We start from the raw sequence: 25,216 nt of genomic DNA, 5'->3' as shown, positions 1-25,216 counted from the left end.
GTAACCGAAAGCAGTCAATTGCGAGGAGGACACGAATGAAGATTAGAAAGTTTAAGATTATCCTGAGTATTTTTCTGATAATCGGAATTGCCGTTGGAGGAATGCTTGGATATTATGATGCACGATTAGAAGCATCTGTGAATCAGGGAAAATCATTAAATTCGGTTGATGTTGGAGATAATCTTACGTTTAACAAAGATGTTGTGAATATTTTACTTGTAGGATCTGACCATGGTGCTATTAAGGGAGATCATGGACGTTCAGACAGTATTATGATCGCTACTGTGAATTTTAAGAGCAAAGAATTAAAACTTACATCATTGATGAGAGATATGTATGTTGAGATTCCAGGTCATGGACACAACAAACTCAATGCGGCATATGCATTTGGAGGAGTCGAGTTATTGTATAAGACGATCGCGAAGAATTTTGGAATTAAGATTGATAATTATTGTGTTGTTGATTTCTCAACATTTGAGAAAGTTATCAATAAAGTTGGCGGAATTGAGATTTCATTAGAAGAGAAAGAAGCAAAATACTTAAATACAACAAACTATATTTCAAAGAAGAAATATCGTAATGTGAAAGTTGGTAAACAGACATTAAATGGAAATCAGGCATTAGGTTATGCCAGAGTACGTTATGTTGTATCTAAGAAATACGGAGATGGAGATTTTGGAAGAACGGGTCGTCAGAGAGCAGTTCTTCAGGCAGCTTTGAATAAAGTATTACAGCAGAGCCCAACAACAATTGCAGATATTGCGCTTGAAGCATTAAAAGATGTGTCAACAGATATGAATGCAAGCTATTTAAAAACACTTGTATTAAAAGTTGTGAAAATGGGAACAACGGAGATCGATCAGATGAGGGTCCCAGTGGAAGGCACTTATAAGATGGGACGTGCACAGAGTAATATGTTTGTATTCTTTACAAACTTTAAAGCAAACAAAGCAGCCCTTAAATATTTCTTGTTTGATAAAGGAACAGAAAAAGACTGGGCAAAAGAATATGGTGGAACTTCAAATGTAGAAATGTTTGGATATGGAAGTGCATCTTCTGATTCAACATCCAGTACGTCAAGTACAAGTAGTTATCGTTCAAATTATAATATTGATACAAGTGACTACACAACAAGAAGATCAACTTATGCAACAGAGAGCAAAAGTACTTATCATCGAAGTACAGAAAGTACAACTTCAGAACCTTCGACATCAAGGGTTACTACAGCAGAGCATCATACTACAGTTGCAACAGAGTCGAAACCTTCGAAACCTGCAGGTGAAGAAGAATAAATTAAAAGCAATTAAAATGAAAATGTGTCAAGAAAGAATGGTGGTTAGAGCTACATTCTTCCTTGACACATATTTGTATAATTGGTAGAATAAAAAAAGTTACCAATACCCTGTAATATACCATTACGGTGATGGAATAAGAAAAGGAAAGGAAATAAAAGATATGCGACAGATTGTTCTTTCTATTTTAGTAGAGAATACTCCCGGAGTATTAAGCCGAATTTCTGGTTTATTTACAAGAAGAGGGTATAATATAGACAGTATCACAGCATGCACAACACAGGATCAGAAGTTTTCAAGAATTACGATTGCGGTTAGTGGTGATGATATGATTTTAAAACAGATCAAGAATCAACTTTCCAAGCTGGAAGATGTCGTAAAGATTTTTGAACTGGAGAATAGCAAGTCTGTTTGCAGAGAATTGATTCTTGCGAAGGTTCGTGCAAATAAGGCAGTGAAACAGGAAGTTGTCACGATCGCAGATATTTTCAGAGCAAAAGTTGTGGATGTATCTAAAGATAACTTGATGATCGAGTTAACGGGTAATGTGAATAAAATTGAAGCATTTATCAATTTGATCAGTGATTTTGAAGTGATTGAACTTGTGAGAACAGGAATCACTGGTTTATCAAGAGGGGAAGACAATTCCCACGTATTTTAATTTACAAGTAATGGGTCATGACCCTTACTATATAAGCCAAAAAATGGAGGAATGAAAAATGGCAAAGATTTATTATCAAGAAGACTGTAACTTATCACTGTTAGATGGAAAAACCATCGCTATTATCGGTTACGGAAGTCAGGGACATGCACATGCCCTTAACTTAAAAGAGTCTGGATGCAATGTTATCATCGGTCTTTATGAAGGAAGCAAATCTTGGAAGAGAGCAGAAGAACAGGGATTTGAAGTGTTCACATCTGCAGAAGCTGCCAAGAAAGCTGATATCATCATGATTCTGATCAACGATGAAAAACAGGCTAAATTATACAAAGAAAGCATCGAACCAAACTTAGAGCCAGGAAACATGTTAATGTTCGCTCATGGTTTCAATATTCATTTCGGATGCATCACACCTCCAAAAGATGTAGATGTAACTATGATCGCCCCTAAAGCACCAGGACATACAGTAAGAAGCGAATATCAGGCAGGAAAAGGAACTCCTTGCTTAGTAGCTGTTGAACAGGATGCTACAGGTAAAGCATTAGACTTAGCACTTGCTTATTCTTTAGGAATTGGTGGAGCAAGAGCTGGTGTTCTTGAAACAACATTTAGAACAGAAACAGAAACAGACCTTTTCGGAGAACAGGCAGTACTTTGCGGTGGTGTTTGTGCATTAATGCAGGCTGGTTTCGAAACATTAGTAGAAGCTGGATATGACCCAAGAAACGCTTACTTCGAATGTATCCATGAAATGAAACTGATCGTAGACTTAATCTATCAGTCAGGATTCGAAGGAATGAGATATTCTATCTCTAACACAGCTGAATATGGTGATTACATCACAGGACCAAAAATTGTCACAGAAGATACTAAGAAAGCTATGAAACAGATTCTTTCTGATATCCAGGACGGAACATTCGCAAAAGACTTCTTATTAGATATGTCTGATGCTGGATCTCAGGTTCACTTCAAAGCTATGAGAAAATTAGCTTCTGAACATCAGTCTGAAGTAGTCGGAAAAGAAATCCGTAGCTTATATAGCTGGAGTAATGAAGATAAATTAATCAACAACTAGATTTTGTTTATCTTACATAAGAATATAAAAGATCAGAGATTTTAGATTTCTGATCTTTTTCTTTTATAAAATTATATAGACAGTTATGTGCCGGGAAGGAAGAAGATTAATGAAATTTGTGATTCAAAGAGTAAAAGAAGCATCTGTAAAAGTAGATGGTGAATATACTGGAAAGATAAAAAATGGGTATCTGGTTTTGATCGGAGTCGGCCACGAAGATACAAAAGAAGAAGCAGATAAATATATTAGAAAAATGATCAATTTACGCATTTTCGAAGATGAGAATGGGAAAACAAACCTTTCTCTAAAAGATGTAGGAGGAGAGTTGCTATTGGTATCTCAGTTTACACTCTATGCAAGTTGTAATAAAGGAAACCGTCCTAGTTTTACACAAGCTGGAAATCCTCAAAAAGCGGAGCAGTTATATGAATATATCATTGGTGAATGTAAAAAAGAAATAGATATCGTGCAGACAGGAGTATTTGGGGCACATATGGAAGTTTCTTTGATAAATGATGGTCCATTTACGGTTGTTCTTGAAGATTTGTAGTGGTAAAATAAATATAACAAATGATTATATTTTTTAAGAAAGGATGATGACGTTATGGATTTGACAAATGGAATTAAAAAGGCATTTTTGGCAAGTGTAGGTGCAGTGGCTACAACGGCTGAAGTTACAAAAGACATCGTTGAGAAAATGATCGAAAAAGGCGAACAGACCGTAGAGCAGGGAAAAGTTCTGAATCAGGAACTTAAGCATAATGCAAAAAAGAAAGTAAAAGAACATGTTTCTGTAGAAGTCACAAAAAAATACGATGATGCGTTTGAATGCGTTGATGAGATGTCAGCAGAAGATCTTGAGTTGTTAAAAGAACGAATTGCAAAGGCAGAAGCACTTCAGGAAGAAAAACAGGAAATGGAAAGTGAAGAATCTGAAACAATGGATTTTGGGGAAGAATCAATCAATTCAGAAGCAGCAGAAGATCTGGAATGATTAAAAAGAGGTTTTTATGAAACAGGAAACAGGGAGACTAAAGGAGATTCTTCATGTATTAAAAGAACATAAAGTGACACAAGGGATTGATCCAGTTAAATTATGTGGAATTTTAGAAGATCTTGGGCCGACGTATGTAAAGCTTGGACAGATTATGTCAATGCGTTCAGATATACTGCCAGAGCGTTACTGTAAAGAACTTGCAAGACTTCGCACGGATGTAAAGCCAATGGATTTTAATACTGTATGGGGGATTCTTAAGAAAGAACTTCATAAAGAACCAAATGAGATTTTTCAGAAGATTAACAAAGAACCAATCGGATGTGCATCAATTGCACAGGTTCATAAAGCTGTGTTGAAAGATAAAAAGAAAGTTGTATTAAAGATTCAGAGGCCAAATATCAAGCAGATAATGGAAGAAGATCTTACATTACTTAAGAAGGCCTCTGGATTTTTAAATTTTGCAACAGGAACAGGAGATCTCATTGACTTTAGGAAAGTGATCGATGAACTTTGGGAGACTTCCAAGGAAGAGATGGACTTTATTAAGGAAGCACAGCATCTAGAACGATTTTATAAGAATCAGGAAGATGTCAGATATGTAACCTGCCCGAAAGTATATAAAGAATATTCGAATCGTCATCTTCTTGTTATGAGTTATATAGATGGAATACAGATCGATCATATTAAAGAATTGGACGAAGAAGGATATGATCGTTATGAAATCGGACAGAAAACAGCACAGAACTATTGCAAGCAGATTCTTTCAGATGGATTTTTTCATGCAGATCCACATCCAGGGAATCTATGGATCAGTGAAGGGCAGATCGTATGGCTTGATCTTGGAATGGCAGGAAACTTATCAGAACATTATCGTGCAATCATGAAACGTGCGATTACAGCGATCTTAAAGAATGACATCTATGAGCTTAAGAATGCATTTTTATCATTTGGCAAAGCAACACAGAAGATAGATCATGCTAGTTTATATACAGATCTTGATGATATGGTCGGCAAGTACATGAACATGGATTTTGGAACCATGGATCTTGGCGAGTTGATGGAAGATGCACTGGACTTGCTGAAGAAACATAAGATAGCAATCGATTCAGACATTACGTTATTAGCAAGAAGTATGGTAACGATGGAAGGAACCTTAAAACTTTGTTCACCACAAGTAAATATGATCAAGATTTTGACATCATATATGTCTGCGAACATGATAAATGAGATTGATCCTAAGAGAGAAGTAAAACACGCATTAAGAGATATTTATGGATCATCTAAAAAATCTTTGGAGATTCCAGCACAGATATCAGATCTATTGAATATCACGAAGAATGGACAAGTAAGGATTAATCTTGAGTCATCACAGATGGATGAAGTAAGACGTGATATGAAAAAAGGAATGGATCATTTGATTCTTACATTGATCGTTATGGCGCTATGGTTTAGCTCTGCTTTACTATGTTTAAGTGATGTTACTCCAAGAATTGATGGAATGCCATATATTAGTGTGGCTGGTTTTATTACGGGATTAGTTATTGTTATTTATTTGCTGATTAAAATGATCATACAAAAAGGAAGACATAGGAAATGATAACACAGATGGGAAACATAAAGATTGAGATTCAGCGTAGAAAAATTAAAAATATGAATATTTATATCAAACCTCCGAAGGGAGATGTTCTTGTCACTGTACCGATGAGAATCTCTGATGAAGAGGTTTTTCGATTCCTTAAGAAGAAAGAACAATGGATTTTGAAAAATCATGAAAAAATGAAGAATCAAAAAACATTTCAACAAAAGGAGATTTCGATAGAACAGCGAAAGTGGCTGGAAAATAAGATTATAGAATATGCAATGAAATGGGAACCTGTAATGGGAGTTCATTGCACTGGTTTTATGATCCGGAATATGAAAACCAGATGGGGAAGCTGCAGCATTCACAGTAAAAAGATTCGAATAAATCTTCAGTTGGCAGCAAAACCAGAAGAATGTATAGAGTATGTGTTAGTTCATGAATTATGTCATTTGCTAGAGCCAAGTCATAATGAGAGATTTTATTATTTTATGGCTTTATACCTTCCTGACTGGGAAAATCGGAAGAAAAAGCTCAACGTTTGATTGTGAAGAAAGTGCTAAAAACGAATTTTTATCTTACATTTTTTGAAATTTTGCGTTATGATAAAATGTAAAGCTCAAAAGAAGGAGATAAGATGATAACGAATGATGAATAAAGAGATAACAAAACCAAACGAACAGAATATACTAGTTGGAATCGACGTTGGGTCTACGACAACGAAAATAGTAGCGCTTGATGCTGATCATGATCATCAGCTGTTATTTTCTGATTATGCAAGACATCATGCAAATCAGATTGCTAGTGTGATCAAAAGTATTAAAGAGTTTTGCAGTCATATAAAACAAAAAAAGATCAGATTGTGTCTGACAGGTTCTGGAGCAAAACCAGTTTCTTCTATTTTGAAAGTACCATTTGTACAGGAAGTTGCTGCGAATGCGATTGCTTTGCAGGATAAATTTCAGAAAGTAGGAACGGCAATCGAATTAGGTGGACAGGATGCGAAGATGATCTTTTTTAAAGATTCTGAAAATGGACAGCCACAGAGTGTTGCAGATATGCGAATGAATGGAAGCTGTGCAGGTGGAACGGGAGCATTTATTGATGAGATTGCATCTGTATTAAAAGTTCCAGTGGAACATTTTAATGAATTAGCGCAAAAAGGAACACATCTTTATGATATTTCAGGAAGATGTGGTGTTTACGCAAAAACAGATATTCAGCCACTGTTAAATCAGGGTGTAGCCAAGGAGGATCTTGCATTGTCAGCATTTCATGCAATCGCAAAGCAGACGATTGGAGGACTTGCACAAGGTCTTGAGATCAAAAAACCTGTTGCATTTGAAGGTGGACCATTAACTTTCCATCCGACATTGGTAAAAGTGTTTGCAGAACGTCTGGAACTTAAGAAAGAAGAAATCCTTTGTCCAGAGCATTCAGAATTAATGATCGCATATGGAGCAGCGCTGTCTTTGGAGAAGATGTTCTCAGACAGTAAGGCAAAAGATGTTGATAAACTTTTAGAAACTTTAGAAAGTGCACAGAGAAATAATGCACACATATCAGGAGAAGCTGCGGTACCGTTTTTTGCGTCCAAAGAAGAAAAAGAAAAATTTAAAAAAGCACATCAGAAGAAAAAGGTAACATGGAAGCGGCCTAAAAAAGGTGAAACAGTAAGATGTTTCCTTGGAATTGATGCTGGAAGTACAACAACCAAGTTTGTATTGCTTGATGAACAGGAAGAAATTCTTGATTCTTTTTATGCACCGAATGAAGGAGATCCACTAAAAGTTGCTAAAGATGCACTGATTTGTTTAAGAAAACGATATGAAGATGTAGGAGCGAAACTTGAGATCCTTTCCGCTGGAACAACAGGATATGGGGAAATGCTGTTTTCCAAAGCGTTTGAAATTCCATGCCACACAGTAGAAACAGTTGCCCATACAAGAGCTTCTGAGAAATATGTAAAAGATGCCTCTTTTATTCTGGATATTGGCGGACAGGATATGAAGGCAATCTGGCTGGAAGATGGAGTTATTACAAATATCCTGCTAAATGAAGCATGTTCTTCCGGATGTGGATCCTTCCTTGAAAACTTTGCTTCATCTTTACATATTCAAACAAAAGAAATCGCAGACAAAGCATTTTCATCAAAAAATCCAGCTGTTTTAGGAAGCCGTTGTACGGTATTTATGAATAGTAGTATCATTACGGAACAGAGAAACGGAAAGAATCCAGAAGATATCATGGCTGGATTATGTCGATCTATCATTCAAAATGTATTTACAAAGGTAATCCGTGTATCAAATCTTGATTCTTTAGGAAAGAAGATTGTTGTACAGGGTGGAACTTTTGAAAATGATGCAGTCTTACGTGCAATGGAAGAATATGTAGGACGTGAAGTGGTAAGAGCACCATACCCTGGAATCATGGGAGCTATTGGTGTAGGACTGATTGCTAAGGAACAGTATGAAAAGGATCCGGAAAGTGTGAAAGCATGGGATCTTACAGATCTTGATACATTTTCATATACACAGGAGGCAAATGCACCTTGTCCGTTCTGTACTAACCATTGCCAGAGAACGATCGTACAGTTCTCAAATGGAAATTCATGGGTAACAAACAATCGTTGTGAAAAAGGTGAGATCATCGGTGATCCAAAGAATACGGAAGTATCTAAAAAACTAAAAGAAACCATTAAGAAAAATAAAAGTGTTCCAGATTTATTTGAAGAACGTAAGCAATTATTATTTAAAGAATATCCATACCCAACGCCAAAGAAGGAGAGGAATATTACGATTGGAATTCCAAGAGTGCTTTCCTATTGGGATACGATGCCATTTTGGACTACATTTTTCAAAACTTTGGGATACAATGTGCAGTTATCCGATGAAAGTACAAGAGAGATTTATGAAAGTGGATTATCAGCAGTAACTTCAGATACCGTATGTTTCCCAGCTAAGTTAGTTCATGGCCATCTTAGAAATCTAGTGAAAAAATATCATGTAGACAGAATCTTTATGCCATCGATCACAACAGTACCACCAGAGAATACAGAAAAAACAAGTGAATCTATGTGTGCTGTTGTGAAAGGATATCCAATTGTTATCAGAAACTCCGATAATCCACAGGATAAATGGAATGTTCCATTTGATGCACCATTATTTCACTGGCATACGAAGAAAGACAGACAGCGTCAGCTGCTTGCATATATGCAGGATGAATATCATATTTCAAAAGAAGAAGTGCTTGAAGCAATGAGGGCAGGAGATCTTGCACAGAAATCTTTTGAGGAACAGCTAAAGAAACGTGGACAGAAAATCTTAGATGATGTAGAAGAAAAAGACAGCTTTGCAGTTGTTTTGGCTTCACGTCCATACCAGAATGATACATTGGTAAACCATGATCTTTCTAAAATGTTTATAAAGGCAGGAATTGCAGTATTAACTGCAGATTCACTGCCAGAAGTGAACAAAACACAACTGTCTAAAAGCCGCATTGATATAGTAAATAACTATCATGCAAGAATGCTGTCATCTGCGATCCTTGCAGCACAAAGTGAACATCTTGAGTATGTACAGCTTGTAAGTTTTGGTTGCGGACATGACGCTTATTTATCCGATGAGATCACAAGAATGATGAAAGAGATTTCTGGCAAGACACCACTGATATTGAAAGTAGATGAAAGTGATAATCAGGGACCACTCGGAATTCGTGTCCGTTCGTTTTTGGAAACTGTCAAGATGGGAAGAGAGAAACAAAAGAAACTTAATGTACATGAATTACAGGAGCCATATGCAGTCAAATTTACAAAACAGGATAAAAAAGAAAAGATTGCATTAGTACCAAATACATCTCATGCATTTTGCCGAATTATGACGGCTGCATTAAAAGGTCAAGGAATTCGAGCAGTATCATTGGATATCGGGCGAGAAGATGCAATCCGCCTGGGAAAACGATATGTACATAATGATATTTGTTTCCCGGCACAGGTTGTAATCGGGGAAGCATTAGCAGCACTTGAAAGTGGAAAGTATAATGGAAAAGATGTTGCAGTTGTCATGGCAAAATATGTGGGTGACTGCCGTTTGACACATTACGGAGCATTACTTAGAAAAGCATTGGATGATGCAGGATATGAAAATGTTCCGATTCTCACAAATGACGATGTGGATTCTCATAACATGCATCCAGGATTTAAGTTAAATCTTGCATCCTCTGTAAAAATTGCATTTGCGCTGCCGATAATCGATGTGCTGGAAGAATTACTGCGAAAGATTCGTCCTTATGAGACGGTCAAAGGAAGTGCAGATAAAGCATTTGATAAAGCGTTAGACTGTGTGATCGAGGGACTTGAAAAATCTGGTGTCCATGGGGCAAGAAAAGGATTTAAAGAAGCAATCAATATTATGAAGAATATATCTTATGACAGATCAAACCTGAAACCGCAGATTCTGATCGTGGGAGAATATCTTTTGAATTTTCATCCAGGTGCCAATCATGACATTGAAAGGTATCTGGAAGATAATGGATTTGAGATTATTGAAGCAAGAATGACGGATGTAATCAGAAAAACATATTTTTATCAGGATGCTCAGATAAAAGAATATCACTTAAATAAACCAATCGATCAGAAAATATGGTTTAGGACAGCGGATACTTTCTTTGATCTTGCACATAGTCTGACAGATTCGATTGCAAAGAATCATCCATTGTATAAGCCGGCAATTCGCATGGATGAACTGGTAAAAGCAAGTGATCCGGTGATTCATCATACATTTGATGCGGGAGAAGGCGTTTTGATTCCAGGAGAGATCATTCATCATGCAGAACATGGATGTAGATATTTCTTGATCTTACAACCGTTTGGATGTCTTCCAAATCACGTTGTCGGAAGAGGAATTTCAAAAAAATTAAAAGAAATGTATCCAAATGCACAGATTCTTCCACTGGATTATGATCCGGATGTAAGTTTTGCGAATATTGAAAACAGGCTTCAGATGCTAGTTATGAATGCAAAACAGGAAATTCTTGAAGAAAATGAAGAACGTGATCATAGAAGAAGCCATCATTATACACAGACAGAAGATAAAAATTATCGAGGAAAGAGTTATAATGTTGGAAAAACTTCTGGTGTATAAAGACAGAAATTGATTTGTTGAATTATGTAAAATATGATATAATTATGGGGATTATAAAACTAGGAGATATATTTGATAAGGAGGAGAAAGGTCATGGATATTCAGGAATTTTATGATAGTATTGATGAAAACTATGAAAATGTAAGTAGTCGTATGATGGGGAATCAAAAACTGGTCGAGAAATTTGTTCGCAAATTTTTGGAGGATCCAACATATAAACAGATTAAAGAATCTGTTGAGAAGATGGATTATGATGAGATTTTAAGAGCAACTCATACGATGAAGGGAATCGCAAGCAATCTTGAATTTACACAGTTACAGCAAAAAAGTGCAAAGGCAGTAGATATGATCCGTGCAGGAGAAAAGGAAACTGTATTGCCAGTGATTGACGAAATCGAGAAAGAATATCAAAAAGTTGTAGATGCTATTCAAAAATTGGATTAAATTGGATAATGTAGAAAAAATTATTAGAAATTTGAAAAACCTTGTGTTAAAATAGGAATATAGGAATTTGTTTAGATATTATGAAAACTTGCCAAATAGATAGAAAGGATGAGATGAATGTTTGAACAAGGCGAGTATATTGTTTATGGAAGCACAGGTGTTTGCAAAGTTGAAAAAGTGACAACCATGGATATGGATGGAGTGCCAGGCGATAAACTGTATTATATTTTAAGACCATATCATAAGGAAGACCGTGAGATATTTACTCCAGTTGATAATAAGAAGACAAAGATGCGCAAGTTATTATCTTCAAATGAGATCAAATCTTATCTCAATGAATTTAATGAATTGGAAGATTTTGAGATTACGAAAGAAAAATTCAGAGAAGATAATTATAAACAGTGTGTCAGAGGCTGTGATTTTAGAGAAATTTTAAGACTTGTAAAGTCACTTTTGAAACGCAAGAGATCCAGACTTTTGAGTGGAAAGAATTTCCCATCGACAGATGAACGTTATTTAAAAATAGCAGAGAATATTTTATTTTCAGAGATTTCCTATGTACTTAAACTTTCAAAGAATGAGGTTGAAGATCTTTTTCGTACGAATATGAAAGAGATGGCAACAACTTAAGAAAATATAAAAAATCAACAAATGTAAAAGGATCTTTTCTATCTTGGAAGAGGTCCTTCTTTTTATAGTTGTTCTTTTCTTGATGATATGATATAATTTCACATAGTGATTTGGCAAAGAAAGAACAAAAGAGGTAGATCAATGAAAGATTTAAAAGATATGAAACGTGTACTTTTAAAATTAAGCGGTGAAGCACTTGCCGGGGATAAGAAGACAGGATTTGACGAGGCAACTTGTGCAGATGCAGCACGCCAGGTAAAGACATTGGTAGATGAAGGACTTCAGGTAGCAATTGTTATCGGAGGAGGAAATTTTTGGAGAGGCCGCACAAGCGAAAGTATGGAACGTACAAAAGCTGACCAGATTGGAATGCTTGCAACAGTCATGAACTGTATTTATGTATCAGATGCATTCAGAACTGCTGGAATGGAGACAGAAGTATATACGCCATTTGTGTGTGGAGCATTTACAGAGTTATTCTCAAAAGACAAAGCAGTGAAAGCTTTGAATGAAGGTAAAGTTGTATTTTTTGCGGGAGGAACAGGGCATCCTTATTTTTCAACAGATACAGCAACAGCACTTCGTGCGATTGAGATTGAAGCAGATGCTATTTTGTTAGCAAAATCTATTGATGGTGTCTATGATAGTGACCCTGCAGTGAATAAGGATGCAGTGAAATACGATAGTATCACAATGGAAGAAGTACTAGATCAGAAATTAGGAGTTATCGATCTGACAGCAACTATTATGTGTCTTGAGAATAAGATGCCATTAGCTGTATTTGGATTAAATGAAGAAAACAGTATTGAGAATTTAATGAAAGGTAAATTCAACGGAACTTATGTAACCGTTTGATAAATTAGGAGGACGAAAGAAACATGTTAAAACAATTTGAAGACAAGATGCAGAAATCTTTAGACAGTATGACGAATGACTTTATGTCAATCCGTGCAGGACGTGCGAATCCACACGTATTGGACAAGGTAAAAGTTGATTATTATGGAGTTGCAACTCCAGTAGCACAGGTTGGAAATGTTTCTGTGCCAGAGGCAAGAACAATTATGATTCAGCCATGGGAGCCAAACTTATTAAAAGAGATTGAAAAAGCAATCTTAGTATCAGATATCGGAATCACACCAACAAATGACGGTAAAGCAATCAGATTAAACTTCCCAGATCTTACAGAAGAGCGAAGAAAAGAACTTGCAAAAGATGTTAAGAAACGTGGAGAAGAAGCAAAAGTAGCTGTTAGAAATATCCGTCGTGATGCGAATGACTTTGTCAAGAAACAGAATAAAGCCGGAGAATTAAATGAAGATCAGGCAAAAGATGAAGAAGATAAAGTACAGAAGATGACAGATAAATACATCAAACAGATTGATGAAGCTGTTGAAGCTAAATCAAAAGAAATCATGACAGTTTAATCGAATCATCAACAGGGTTGAAATCTCAGCCCTGTTTTGTTTCATGTGAACATGAAACAGATTTATAATAAGATATAGGAGGTCTGAATGGAGAATTTAAATATTCCACAGCATGTGGCGATTATCTTAGATGGAAATGGAAGATGGGCAAAGAAACGTCATCTGCCTAGAAATATGGGGCACAGACAAGGAAGTAAAGTGGTAGAACAGATTATCGAAGATGCACATGATCTTGGAATTAAATATCTTACGGTATATGCATTTTCAACAGAAAACTGGAAGCGCCCTCAGGATGAAGTGAATGCACTGATGAAATTACTTCGTGATTATTTAAAAACATGCATTAAGCGTGCAAATAAAAATAATATGAAAGTCAGAGTGATCGGGGATATTACAGGATTGTCAGAAGATCTGCAGGAAAAGATCATTGAACTTGAAAAGGCATCCAAAGATAATACAGGAATTAATTTTACAATTGCGTTAAATTATGGAAGTCGTGACGAGATGGTTCGTGCTATGAGACATATGGCGGAAGATCTTGAGAATGGAAATCTTTTAAAAGATGCGATCACAGAGGAAGTATTTAAAGGATATCTGGATACAAAAGAACTACCAGATCCAGATTTGATGATCCGTACGAGTGGAGAAGAAAGATTATCAAACTTTATGTTATGGCAGTTAGCATATACAGAGTTTTATTTTACGGATGTGCTATGGCCAGATTTTAATAAAAAAGAATTAATAAAGGCGATTGAGTATTATAATGGACGTGATCGCAGATTTGGAGGAATATAAATTTATGTTTAAGCAGAGACTGATCAGTGGAATCATCTTAGTACTGATCGCAGCATTTGGTTTATATATGGGCGGTGTTGTTACATTTGCAATGACATTGATCGTTGCATTGATTGGATACAGCGAGATTCTAAGAATTTATCATATTGAGAAATCATCCTTGGCTGTGATCGGTTATACGGGAACGATTCTTTATTATGTTGCATTATTTTTTGATCTAGAACAGTGGACAACGGCTATCATTATTTTATTTTTAATTTTTTTACTGGGATGTTATGTTGTACGTTTTCCAAAATATAAAGTAGATCAGATGATGGCAGCGTTTTTTGGATTTGTATATGTAGGGGTTATGATGTCCTTTATTTATCAGATCCGTGAATTACAAAATGGAGGAGAGTTTGTTGTATTATTATTCCTTGCTGCATGGGGAAATGATACTTTAGCATATTGTACAGGAATGCTGATCGGTAAACATAAGATGTCTCCAATCTTAAGTCCTAAGAAGAGCATTGAAGGACTGATTGGAGGAATTGTTGGTGCAGCAATTCTTGGTGGATTATATGGAATGTACTTAAACACATATATCAGATTTAGCTTTAATCCGGTTACAATGTTCCCTGTTATTTGTGGACTTGGCGGAGCAGTTTCTGTAATTGGAGATTTAGCAGCATCTGCGATCAAAAGAGATTCAGGAATTAAAGATTATGGTACATTGATTCCTGGTCATGGAGGAATTCTTGATCGTTTTGACAGTATTATTTTTATTGCACCAGTTATTTATTATCTAACAGTTATGATTTCAGGAGGAGCAATCTAGAGTGAAGTATATTTCAATCATAGGGTCAACAGGTTCGATCGGAAGTCAGACATTAGATGTTGTACGCAGTAACAAAGATTTGAAAGTTACAGCATTGGCTGCCGCAACAAGTATTGATCTTTTGGAAAAACAAGCAAGAGAATTTAAACCATCTGTGGTAGCAGTATATAATGAGCAAAAGGCAGAAGAATTAAGAGTTCGTCTTGCTGATATGGATATTAAAGTTTATGCAGGAATGGATGGTTTATTAGAAGTAGCAACAGAGAAACAGTGTTCGATCGTTGTAACAGCAATTGTTGGAATGATTGGAATTCGTCCAACGATTGCTGCAATGAAGGCAGGAAAAGATATTGGGCTGGCGAATAAAGAGACGTTAGTTACAGCTGGTCATATCATCATGCCTTTGGCGGATGAATTAGGTGTTTCTATTTATCCGATAGACAGTGAACATTCAGCAATTTTTCAATGTCTTCAAAGTGGAAATGAAAAAGATCTTGATTCATTGATCATTACGGCATCTGGTGGACCATTCCGTAAAAAAACAACAGATGAATTAAGGAATGTAACAGTGGAAGACGCATTAAAACATCCGAACTGGTCGATGGGACATAAGATTACGATCGATTCTGCAACATTGGTAAATAAAGGACTTGAAGTATTAGAAGCAAATTGGCTGTTTGATGTAGATTTTGATGATATTCATGTTGTTGTCCAACCAAAAAGTATTATTCATTCCATGATTCAGTATAAAGATGGAAGTGTTATTGCACAGATGGGAACACCAGATATGAAACTTCCAGTTCAGTATGCACTGTTTTATCCAGAACATCGTTATCTGGAAGGAGAGCGTCTTGATTTTGCAAAGTTAAAAGAAATTACTTTCGAAGAGCCACCGGTTGATGTTCTAAAAGGACTTCCATATGCATATAAAGCTGGTAGAATTGGTGGAAGTATGCCGACAGTGTTAAATGCTGCAAATGAAAAAGCAGTTGCATTATTTTTAGATCACAAAATTAAATTTTTGGATATTTATGACATCATTGAGGATGCAATGGATGCCCATAAAGTGCTTCCTAATCCATCACTTGAGGAAGTGTTAGAGACAGAACAATGGGTATATGAACATATAGAAAGCAGGTAAATCATTGAATATTATCATTGCAATTTTAATTTTTGGAATTATTATCATTGTACACGAATTTGGACATTTTTTGATCGCAAAGAAAAATGGAATTCAAGTAGATGAATTTTGTATTGGACTTGGGCCAACGATCATAGGGAAACAAGTTGGCGATACATTTTATTCTATAAAGCTGTTGCCTTTTGGCGGGGCATGTATGATGGGGGAAGATGAAGAACGTCCAGGTGAGAATGCATTTAATAATAAATCTGTCTGGGCAAGGATGGCAGTTATTTTTGGTGGACCATTCTTTAATTTTATTCTGGCATTTGTATTTTCATTGATCGTGATCGGAATGTCAGGAGTTGATATTCCAAAGATTTCACAGGTGGAAAATAATTCTCCAGCATATGAGTCAGGAATCAAGGCTGGAGATATAATGACAAAAGTTGATGGAAAGAAGATTCATAATTATCGAGAATTTTCTTATTATATGTATTTAGATTATGCTGGAGATAAAATTCCGATTACTATAGTAAGAGATGGAGAAGAAAAAAACATTGAGGTAACACCAATGTATAACAAGGAAAGATCACAGTATATGATCGGAATTACATGGAGTGGATATCAGAAAGTCAATCCGTTAAAGACGCTTGAATACAGTTTTCGTGAAGTTGGACTGCAAGTGAAGATTACATTAAAGAGCGTAAAAATGCTAGTCTCACAAAAACTTGGAGTAAAAGATCTCTCTGGACCAGTAGGAATTGTAAAGACGGTTGGAGATCAATATACACAGGCAGCTGCTTATGGACTTAAAACAGTATTTTTGACAATGGCAAACTGGATCATTTTGATCAGTGCAAATCTGGGTGTTATGAATCTTTTGCCATTACCAGCATTGGATGGTGGACGTTTATTATTTTTGATCATTGAAGCAATAACAGGTAAGGCAGTGCCACAGAATATGGAAGCGTTGGTACACACTGCAGGATTGATTTTACTGATGCTTTTAATGGTAATTGTAATGTACCAGGATATTGTAAAGATTTTCATGTAAAGGGGGATTTGCATGTATACAAGAAATCAGACAAGAGTTATTTCAATTGGAGATGTTAAGATTGGAGGAGGCAATCCGATTGCTATCCAGTCTATGACTAATACAAAGACAGAGGATATAGAAGCGACAGTCAAACAGATTCTTGCTCTTGAGAAGGCAGGATGTCAGATTATTCGCTGTACCGTCCCAACAATGAAAGCTGCAGAAGCATTTACAGAAATTAAGAAAGAAATTCATATTCCGCTAGTTGCAGACATTCATTTTGATTATAAACTTGCGATTGCGGCGATGGAACATGGTGCAGATAAGATCCGCATTAATCCAGGAAATATTGGTTGTGAAGAAAACATCCGCAAGGTCGTAGAAACGGCAAAGAAATATCATGTGCCAATTCGTGTTGGTGTAAACAGTGGATCACTAGAAAAACCATTAGTCAAAAAATACAATGGAGTGACAGCACAAGGATTGGTAGAAAGTGCATTAGATAAAGTGGCAATGCTTGAAAAATACGATTTTCATGATATGGTAGTCAGCATTAAATCATCAGATGTTTTAATGTGTGCAGAGGCATATCGTCTGGTTGCAGAGAAAATTGATTATCCACTACATGTAGGAATCACGGAAGCAGGAACTGTCTTTAGTGGTAATATTAAGTCAGCCGTTGGTCTTGGAATCATTTTAAATCAGGGAATTGGTGATACCATCCGTGTCTCATTAACAGGAGATCCTGTCAATGAGATTGCAAGTGCAAAATTGATTTTGAAGACGTTGGGACTTCGAACAGGAGGAATTGAGGTTGTATCTTGTCCAACTTGTGGACGTACAAATATTGATCTGATTTCACTTGCAAATCAGGTAGAAACAATGGCTGCAGATTTTGAAGATCTGAATCTTAAGGTTGCAGTTATGGGTTGCGTTGTAAATGGACCAGGAGAAGCTAAAGAAGCAGATGTAGGAATTGCGGGTGGTAATGGAGAAGGACTTTTGATCAAGAAAGGTGAAGTCATCCGTAAAGTACCAGAAGATGAACTGCTTAATACTTTAAGATACGAATTAGAACACTGGGGTGAATAAAATGGAAGTGACAACGAAACCATTTTTCAGTGTGTTCCCGGATCTGAAAGTTTCAGACGATGTAAGATCATTGTTTGAAGACGCAAATATTAAAGAAATCACATTAAAGAAAAGAGACAATATGCTTAAGATCTCTTTTCAATGTGATCATCTGATTTCAAGAGTTGATACATGGAGAATGGAACGAACAATCAGAGAACAGCTGTTTTCAAAACGTTTTGTAAAGATTCGTTTTCAGGAAAGTTATCATTTATCCGAACAATATAATCTCAAATATCTAATGGAGCATTACATGAAAAGCTTCCTCTTTGAGTTAAAAGGCAAAGGGGAGGTTATTTTTAATGTTGTAAGAAAAGGAGATTATAAAGTTTCTGATAATGTGATCACATTTTATTTTGAAGATACTTTTGTAAATCGAAATAAAGCACCAGAAATCAAAGACTTTTTTGAAACAATTTTAAAAAATCGTTTTTCGATTGACGCGAAAGTCGGATTTGATTTTTCTAAAACAATTGATCAGAGTCTTAAGATGGAAAGCAATTATCGCTTACAGCAGGAAATTCATACAATTGTGGAACATGCAGATACGGTGGAGAAAGAACAAAAAGAAGAGAAGAAAGCTAGAAAAAAAGCGGCAGTTACAAAAAAAGAACATACGTTTAAGAAGAAACCAAAATATTCAGATGATCCAACACTGTTATATGGCCGAAATTGTGATGGTGAGTTAATGGAAATTAAAGATATCTATGATGAAATTGGTGAAGTTGTAGTTCATGGCCAGATTACATTTCTTGAGACTAGAGAAATCCGAAATGAAAAGACAATTATTATTTTCCATATTACAGACTTTACAGATACGATCAGTTGTAAGATTTTTGTTCGAAATGAACAGCTTCCGGATATTTTGGACGGGCTCAAAAAAGGTAAGTTCTATCGTATCAAAGCAGTTGCAATGTATGATAAATTTGATCATGAGATTGCACTTGGTTCAGTCGCAGGAATTAAAGCTATCACAGATTTTAGGGAAAAACGTCAGGATACATCGATGGAGAAACGTGTGGAATTACATCTTCATACTGTAATGAGTGATAATGATAGTGTGGTACAGATCAAAGATATTGTAAATCGTGCTTATGAATGGGGACATCCAGCAGTTGCAATTACAGACCACGGAGTTTTACAGGGATTTCCAATTGCACGTCATGCGTATGAAGATCTGAAATTAAAAGAAGACGATCCATTTAAGATCATTTATGGTGTAGAAGGATATTTTGTTGATGACCTTGGAGATCTGATCATTGATTCAAAAGGACAGTCATTAATGGACAGTTATGTTGTATTTGACATTGAAACAACAGGATTTAACAGTGTGAATGATCGAATTATAGAAATTGGTGCTGTCAGAGTCATTGGAGGAGAGATTAAAGAAACATTCAGTGAATTTGTCAATCCAGAGTGCCCAATTCCATATAAGATCACACAGCTGACAACAATCACAGATGGCATGGTGAAAGATGCTGGAACAATTGAAGAGATTCTTCCGCAGTTTTTAAAATTCTGCGAGGGATCTGTTCTGGTTGCACATAATGCAGGATTTGATACTGGATTCATTCATGAAAATGCCAAAAGATTAAATCTGCCATATGATTATACAGTCGTAGATACACTAGGACTTGCAAGATGTTTGATGGGACATCTTGGTAAATTTACATTGGATAATATCTGTAAACATTTAAATATTATACTAGAAACACATCATAGGGCAGTTGATGATGCGACAGCAACAGGAAAGATTTTTGTAGAATTTATTTCTATGTTAAAAGAAAAAGGCATTACAGATCTTGATCAGGTTAATGAATTTGCAAATGATAATGTTGATCTAATTAAAAAAGGTCGTATGTATCATGGGATTATCCTTGTAAAGAATAATACAGGTCGTGTAAACTTAAATCGTTTAGTATCGGAATCACATTTGAATTATTTTAACCGTCGACCAAGAATGCCAAAATCTCTGATCAATAAATACAGAGATGGGCTGATCATTGGTTCTGCATGTGAAGCGGGAGAATTATATCAGGCATTATTGGATGAGCGCTCTGATGAAACGATTGCCAATATTGTATCATTTTATGATTATTTGGAGATTCAGCCAGTTGGCAATAACGAATTTATGATCGAATCAGAGCGAGTGGAGAATGTAAATTCAGTTGAAGATATTCAGAGATTGAATCAAAAGATCGTGGATCTTGGAGAACAATTCCATAAGCCGGTTGTTGCAACTTGTGATGTACATTTCTTGAATCCAGATGATGCGATCTATCGTTCTATTTTATTAGCTGGAAAAGGGTTTAAAGATGCGGACAAACAGGCACCGCTTTATTTTAGAACAACGCAGGAAATGTTAGATGAGTTTGCATATCTAGGAAGTGAGAAAGCAAAAGAAGTTGTAATTACCAATACCAATAAGATTAACGATATGATTGAAAATATATCTCCGATCCATCCAGATAAATGCCCGCCAGTTATCCCGAATTCAGATAAAACACTGAGAGAGATTTGTTATAAGAGGGCCCATGAAATTTATGGAGAAGATCTTCCAGAGCGAGTGACAAGCCGTCTGGAAAAAGAGTTAAATTCTATCATTGGAAATGGATATGCGGTAATGTACATCATTGCGCAAAAACTGGTGTGGGATTCTAATGATCATGGATATCTGGTAGGGTCACGAGGATCGGTAGGATCTTCTTTTGCAGCAACAATGTCAGGAATCACAGAAGTAAATCCGTTGCCAGCACATTATATTTGTCCGGAATGTCATTATGTAGATTTTGATTCGGAACAAGTACAGAAATATGCAAAGATGGGTATGTCTGGATTTGATATGCCAGATGCATATTGCCCAAAGTGTGGAACAAAGATGACAAAAGAAGGACAGGATATCCCCTTTGAGACATTCCTTGGATTTAAAGGAAATAAAGAGCCGGATATTGACTTAAACTTTTCTGGAGAATATCAGGGAAAAGCTCATGCTTATGTGGAAGTTATCTTCGGAAAGGGAAAAGCATTTCGTGCAGGAACAATTGGTACACTTGCAGAAAAAACGGCATATGGTTATGTATTGAAATATCTGGAAGAACGAGGGATTACAAAACGTCGCTGTGAGATTGAAAGATTAGCTCTTGGATGCACTGGAGTTAAGAGAACAACCGGTCAGCATCCAGGTGGAATCATTGTAGTGCCTCATGATAAAGAAATTTATGATTTTACAGCAGTACAGCATCCGGCAAATGATATGAATACACCGATCATCACAACCCATTTTGAATATCATTCCATTGACCAGAATCTGTTAAAACTAGATATTCTTGGACATGACGATCCGTCTATGATCCGAAGAATGGAAGATATCACAGGAATTGATGCGCAAACGATCCCAATGGATGATAAAGGTGTTATGGGATTGTTCCATGGAACAGAAACATTAGGAATCACGCCAGAAGATATTGATGGAACGCCACTTGGATCACTTGGAGTTCCAGAGTTTGGTACAGACTTTGTAATTCAGATGCTTCAGGATACGCATCCACAGAGCTTTTCTGATCTTGTCCGTATTTCTGGTTTGTCTCATGGAACTGATGTATGGCTTGGAAATGCCCAGACATTGATTGAGAATGGAGATGCAGTGATTTCCACTGCAATTTGTTGTCGAGATGATATCATGGTATATTTGATCAACCAGGGACTGGAACAAGAGGCATCCTTTAAGATCATGGAAGGCGTCCGAAAAGGAAAGGGACTAACGGATGAACAGGAGCAGATGATGAGAGATCATAACGTACCAGACTGGTACATCTGGTCTTGTAAACAGATTAAATATATGTTCCCAAAAGCCCATGCGGCAGCTTATGTTATGATGGCATGGAGAATCGCATGGTATAAGGTGTATCATCCACTGGCATATTATGCAGCATATTTTAGTATTCGTGCGAAAGCATTTTCGTATGAAGATATGTGCCTTGGAAAAGAACATTTAGATGAAAAGATGAGAATCATCAAAAACACACCAAAGCATGAAGTAAAGAATGCCGACCTTGACCTGTTACGAGAAATGAAGATCGCAGATGAAATGTACGCGAGAGGCTATGAATTCTGGCCATTAGATATTTACAAAGCAAAAGCAAAAGATTTTCAGGTAATTGATGGCAAGATCATGCCAGCACTTACAAGTATCGACGGAATGGGAGAAAAAGCGGCGCAGCAGGTAGAAGAAGCAGCCAAGGGAGAACAGTTTACTTCCTTAGAAAACTTCAGAAATCGCACCAAGGCACCGCAGGCATGTATTGATAAAATGAAGGAATTAGGAATCATGGGGGATCTTTCAGATACAGACCAGTTAAGTTTTAATTTTCTTTGAGAATATGTGAAAAAACTCTTGTCAAGAGATATTTTTCATGTTAAACTAAATATAGCTTAAGAAAAAATGACTTAGGAGTGGGCAGATGTCCACTCCTATTTTGTGTAACAATGAAGAAATAACACTACAAAAGAAAGGGTTGATACATTGGCAAGACGAGTTGATATTGAAACAAAAACAGAAGAACTAGTATTACCGATCATTGAAGCCAACAATTTTGAACTGGTGGATGTAGAATATGTCAAAGAAGGGGCAAACTGGTATCTAAGAGTTTATGCAGATAAAGAAGGCGGGATCGCAATTGATGATTGTGTACTGATCAGTCGAAGCTTAGAAGAGAAACTAGATGCAGAAGATTTTATTGAAGATGCATACATTTTAGAAGTAAGTTCTCCAGGACTTGGAAGACCACTAAAAAAAGAAAAAGATTACGTAAGAAGTGTTGGAAAGTCCATTGATATCAAGCTTTATAAAGCAATTGACAAACAGAAGGAATTTACTGGTATTTTAAAAGAAAACACAGAAGATCAGATTGTACTTACAGTCGAAGATCAGGATATTACATTTGAGAAAAAGAGCATTGCAAGTGCTCGTTTGTCGTTAGATTTTTAAGGAGGAAGAAAGAGAATGAGTGAATTAATTGCGGCATTAAATCAGTTGGAAAAGGAAAAAGGTATTGATAAAGACGTTATCATGGAAGCCATTGAAAATTCCCTGCTTGCTGCATGTAAAAGAGATTTTGGAAGTGCAGATAACGTTGTAGTTAATATGGATCGTGAAACAGGAGATATCTATGTCTATGCGATCAAAGAAGTTGTAGATGAAGTTTACGATCCTGCACTTGAGATCAGTCTTGGAAAGGCAAAGGCTATTGATAAGAATTTAAATCTTGGGGATACTGTAAGAATCGAAATCACACCAAAAGATTTTGGACGTATTGCAGCAATGCATGCAAGAAGCGTGATCGTACAGAAGATTAAAGAAGAAGAAAGAAGAGTTGTATACGATCATTTCTACTGTAAAGAAAAAGATATCGTAACAGGTGTTGTACAGCGTTATGTTGGAGAGAATGTAAGTGTAAGCTTAGATGATAAAACAGATGCTCTCCTAATGAAATCTGAGCAGATCAAAGGTGAAGTATTTAAACCAACAGAAAGAATCAAACTTTACATTGTAGAAGTAAAAGAGACAAATCGTGGCCCACGTATTCTTGTTTCAAGAACACATCCAGATCTTGTAAAACGTCTGTTTGAAAAAGAAGTTGCAGAAATCCAGGACGGAACAGTTGAAATCAAAAACATCGTTCGCGAAGCTGGATCAAGAACAAAGATGGCTGTATGGTCTAATGATAAGAATGTAGATCCTGTTGGAGCATGTGTTGGATTAAATGGTGCCAGAGTAAACGCGATCGTAAATGATTTAAAAGGTGAGAAGATCGACATCATCAATTGGAATGAAGACCCTTGTGTATTCATCGAGAATGCATTAAGTCCATCAAAAGTTGTTTCTGTAGCAGTTGATGTAGAAGAAAAGAGTGCAGAAGTTGTAGTTCCAGATTATCAATTATCATTAGCAATTGGTAAGGAGGGACAGAATGCGAGACTTGCTGCAAGATTAACAGGATACAAGATTGATATTAAGAGTGAATCACAGGCTGCCCAAGAAGCAGCAAAAGCCAGTGAGGAACCAGAAACAGATGATTTTGAAATTGAAGAAGATCTTTTTGATAATGAAGAAATCAATGACGATTTCACAGAAGATGTAGAAGATACAGAAGAAGCTGTTGAAGATTTCGATGCAGAGGATATCGAAGAATAGAAAATATCAGCAGGTGATAAAATGAATCGAAAAATTCCAACGAGAAAATGTATCGGATGCGGTGAATTAAAAGAAAAGAATCAATTAGTCCGGATCGTGAGATCAAAAGAAGGTAAAATAAGTCTTGATGTGACTGGAAAGAAAAATGGGAGAGGGGCATATATCTGCCCTGATCCAGAATGCTTAAAACAAGCATTTAAGAAAAAGGGATTGGATCGTTCTTTTAAGATGGCTGTACCGGAATCAGTCTATGAGACATTAAAAAAGGAGATGGAAAAACTTTATGAATAAAGTGTTATCTCTTCTTGGTCTTGCATTTAGATCAGGAAATCTGGTCAGCGGAGAATTTGCCACAAGAGAAGCAGTCAGGAAAAAGGCAGCGACTCTTGTCATTGTAGCCAATGATGCTTCCGATAATACAAAAAAGATGTTTGCGAATCAGTGTAAACATTATCAGGTACCTTTTTATTGCGGAGGATTAAAAGAGGAGCTTGGGCATGCGATTGGAAAGGAGTTTCGAGCTTCCATCGCGGTAACCGATCAGGGATTTGCTGATGCTCTTTTAAAACAGCTTGATAAATAAAAATCACAGGAGGTATATTTATGGCAAAATTCAGAGTCTACGAAATTGCAAAAAAATATAATAAAGACAATAAAGAAATTTTAGAAATTTTGAAAGCCAATCATGTGGAAGTAAAAAACCATATGAGTACCATAGGAGATGAGCAGATCAAAATGATTGATAATGCATTGAAACCAAAGAAAGAAGCAAAACAGAATAACAATTCAAAGAAACAGGAAAATTCAAAGAAACAGGAAAATTCAAAGAAACAGGAAAATTCAAAGAGAAAAGATAATAAAAAAGCACAGAATATGGA

Annotated in this window: 23 protein-coding genes; all 23 read left to right on the top strand. The window is 36.2% G+C overall.

Annotated elements, in window-relative coordinates:
* Nucleotides 1-35 precede the first annotated feature (35 nt).
* Nucleotides 36-1,292 (top strand): LCP family protein, encoded by a 1,257-nt coding sequence (locus KE503_RS08780; RefSeq protein WP_212385026.1) that lies wholly within the window; start codon nucleotides 36-38, stop codon nucleotides 1,290-1,292.
* A 163-nt stretch (nucleotides 1,293-1,455) separates the two neighbouring features.
* On the top strand, nucleotides 1,456-1,953 hold the full coding sequence (gene ilvN, locus KE503_RS08775) for an acetolactate synthase small subunit (RefSeq protein WP_022374320.1): 498 nt from the start codon (nucleotides 1,456-1,458) through the stop codon (nucleotides 1,951-1,953).
* Between the two features lie 58 nt (nucleotides 1,954-2,011).
* Complete coding sequence (gene ilvC / locus KE503_RS08770) at nucleotides 2,012-3,028, top strand: ketol-acid reductoisomerase (protein ID WP_022374319.1); 1,017 nt, start codon at nucleotides 2,012-2,014, stop codon at nucleotides 3,026-3,028.
* A 109-nt stretch (nucleotides 3,029-3,137) separates the two neighbouring features.
* On the top strand, nucleotides 3,138-3,578 hold the full coding sequence (dtd, locus tag KE503_RS08765; protein WP_022374318.1) for a D-aminoacyl-tRNA deacylase: 441 nt from the start codon (nucleotides 3,138-3,140) through the stop codon (nucleotides 3,576-3,578).
* Between the two features lie 54 nt (nucleotides 3,579-3,632).
* Nucleotides 3,633-4,022 carry a hypothetical protein gene (locus KE503_RS08760; protein ID WP_055197158.1) on the top strand — a complete coding sequence of 130 codons (390 nt, stop codon included), beginning with the start codon at nucleotides 3,633-3,635 and terminating at the stop codon, nucleotides 4,020-4,022.
* A 16-nt stretch (nucleotides 4,023-4,038) separates the two neighbouring features.
* Complete coding sequence (locus KE503_RS08755) at nucleotides 4,039-5,622, top strand: ABC1 kinase family protein (RefSeq protein WP_055197160.1); 1,584 nt, start codon at nucleotides 4,039-4,041, stop codon at nucleotides 5,620-5,622.
* A complete protein-coding gene (locus KE503_RS08750; protein ID WP_212385025.1) occupies nucleotides 5,619-6,149 on the top strand; it encodes a M48 family metallopeptidase in 531 nt (176 codons plus the stop codon). The genes KE503_RS08755 and KE503_RS08750 overlap by 4 nt, the downstream gene beginning before the upstream one ends.
* A gap of 102 nt (nucleotides 6,150-6,251) precedes the next feature.
* The gene (locus tag KE503_RS08745) at nucleotides 6,252-10,745 is read left to right on the top strand and encodes an acyl-CoA dehydratase activase (RefSeq protein ID WP_212385024.1); all 4,494 of its coding nucleotides are present in this window, start codon (nucleotides 6,252-6,254) and stop codon (nucleotides 10,743-10,745) included.
* A gap of 93 nt (nucleotides 10,746-10,838) precedes the next feature.
* Entirely contained in the window at nucleotides 10,839-11,189 is a 351-nt protein-coding gene (locus KE503_RS08740; RefSeq protein ID WP_212385023.1) for an Hpt domain-containing protein, read from the top strand.
* Between the two features lie 117 nt (nucleotides 11,190-11,306).
* A complete protein-coding gene (locus KE503_RS08735; protein WP_022374312.1) occupies nucleotides 11,307-11,819 on the top strand; it encodes a CarD family transcriptional regulator in 513 nt (170 codons plus the stop codon).
* 159 nt (nucleotides 11,820-11,978) lie between these two features.
* Nucleotides 11,979-12,674 (top strand): UMP kinase, encoded by a 696-nt coding sequence (pyrH, locus tag KE503_RS08730; RefSeq protein WP_055197212.1) that lies wholly within the window; start codon nucleotides 11,979-11,981, stop codon nucleotides 12,672-12,674.
* Between the two features lie 23 nt (nucleotides 12,675-12,697).
* The gene (frr, locus tag KE503_RS08725) at nucleotides 12,698-13,243 is read left to right on the top strand and encodes a ribosome recycling factor (protein WP_212385022.1); all 546 of its coding nucleotides are present in this window, start codon (nucleotides 12,698-12,700) and stop codon (nucleotides 13,241-13,243) included.
* 87 nt (nucleotides 13,244-13,330) lie between these two features.
* Complete coding sequence (locus tag KE503_RS08720) at nucleotides 13,331-14,038, top strand: isoprenyl transferase (protein WP_212385021.1); 708 nt, start codon at nucleotides 13,331-13,333, stop codon at nucleotides 14,036-14,038.
* Nucleotides 14,039-14,042: 4 nt separating this feature from the next.
* Nucleotides 14,043-14,855: a phosphatidate cytidylyltransferase gene (locus KE503_RS08715; protein WP_055197166.1), complete on the top strand. Its 813-nt coding sequence runs from the start codon at nucleotides 14,043-14,045 to the stop codon at nucleotides 14,853-14,855.
* Nucleotide 14,856: 1 nt separating this feature from the next.
* The gene (locus tag KE503_RS08710) at nucleotides 14,857-15,996 is read left to right on the top strand and encodes a 1-deoxy-D-xylulose-5-phosphate reductoisomerase (protein WP_117944844.1); all 1,140 of its coding nucleotides are present in this window, start codon (nucleotides 14,857-14,859) and stop codon (nucleotides 15,994-15,996) included.
* A gap of 4 nt (nucleotides 15,997-16,000) precedes the next feature.
* Entirely contained in the window at nucleotides 16,001-17,032 is a 1,032-nt protein-coding gene (gene rseP / locus KE503_RS08705; protein ID WP_022374306.1) for an RIP metalloprotease RseP, read from the top strand.
* Nucleotides 17,033-17,044: 12 nt separating this feature from the next.
* Nucleotides 17,045-18,106, top strand: coding sequence for a flavodoxin-dependent (E)-4-hydroxy-3-methylbut-2-enyl-diphosphate synthase (gene ispG, locus KE503_RS08700; RefSeq protein ID WP_212385020.1), 1,062 nt, complete (start codon nucleotides 17,045-17,047; stop codon nucleotides 18,104-18,106).
* 1 nt (nucleotide 18,107) lies between these two features.
* Nucleotides 18,108-22,520: a PolC-type DNA polymerase III gene (locus tag KE503_RS08695; protein WP_212385019.1), complete on the top strand. Its 4,413-nt coding sequence runs from the start codon at nucleotides 18,108-18,110 to the stop codon at nucleotides 22,518-22,520.
* 147 nt (nucleotides 22,521-22,667) lie between these two features.
* Entirely contained in the window at nucleotides 22,668-23,132 is a 465-nt protein-coding gene (rimP, locus tag KE503_RS08690; protein WP_022374303.1) for a ribosome maturation factor RimP, read from the top strand.
* 15 nt (nucleotides 23,133-23,147) lie between these two features.
* Nucleotides 23,148-24,338 carry a transcription termination factor NusA gene (gene nusA / locus KE503_RS08685; protein ID WP_055197172.1) on the top strand — a complete coding sequence of 397 codons (1,191 nt, stop codon included), beginning with the start codon at nucleotides 23,148-23,150 and terminating at the stop codon, nucleotides 24,336-24,338.
* Between the two features lie 21 nt (nucleotides 24,339-24,359).
* The gene (rnpM, locus tag KE503_RS08680; RefSeq protein ID WP_022374301.1) at nucleotides 24,360-24,629 is read left to right on the top strand and encodes an RNase P modulator RnpM; all 270 of its coding nucleotides are present in this window, start codon (nucleotides 24,360-24,362) and stop codon (nucleotides 24,627-24,629) included.
* The gene (locus tag KE503_RS08675; RefSeq protein ID WP_022374300.1) at nucleotides 24,622-24,921 is read left to right on the top strand and encodes a L7Ae/L30e/S12e/Gadd45 family ribosomal protein; all 300 of its coding nucleotides are present in this window, start codon (nucleotides 24,622-24,624) and stop codon (nucleotides 24,919-24,921) included. Before rnpM ends, KE503_RS08675 begins: the two co-directional genes overlap by 8 nt.
* Nucleotides 24,922-24,941: 20 nt before the next feature.
* A partial coding sequence (locus tag KE503_RS08670) for a translation initiation factor IF-2 N-terminal domain-containing protein (RefSeq protein WP_212385018.1) occupies nucleotides 24,942-25,216 on the top strand: 275 nt, incomplete at its 3' end.

The sequence above is a fragment of the Anaerostipes sp. Marseille-Q3525 genome, from assembly GCF_018223505.1.
GTDB classification, from domain to species: Bacteria; Bacillota; Clostridia; order Lachnospirales; family Lachnospiraceae; genus Anaerostipes; species Anaerostipes amylophilus.
Note: the sequence above shows the minus strand (reverse complement) of the source record. Positions and strands in the feature narration are given on the sequence as shown.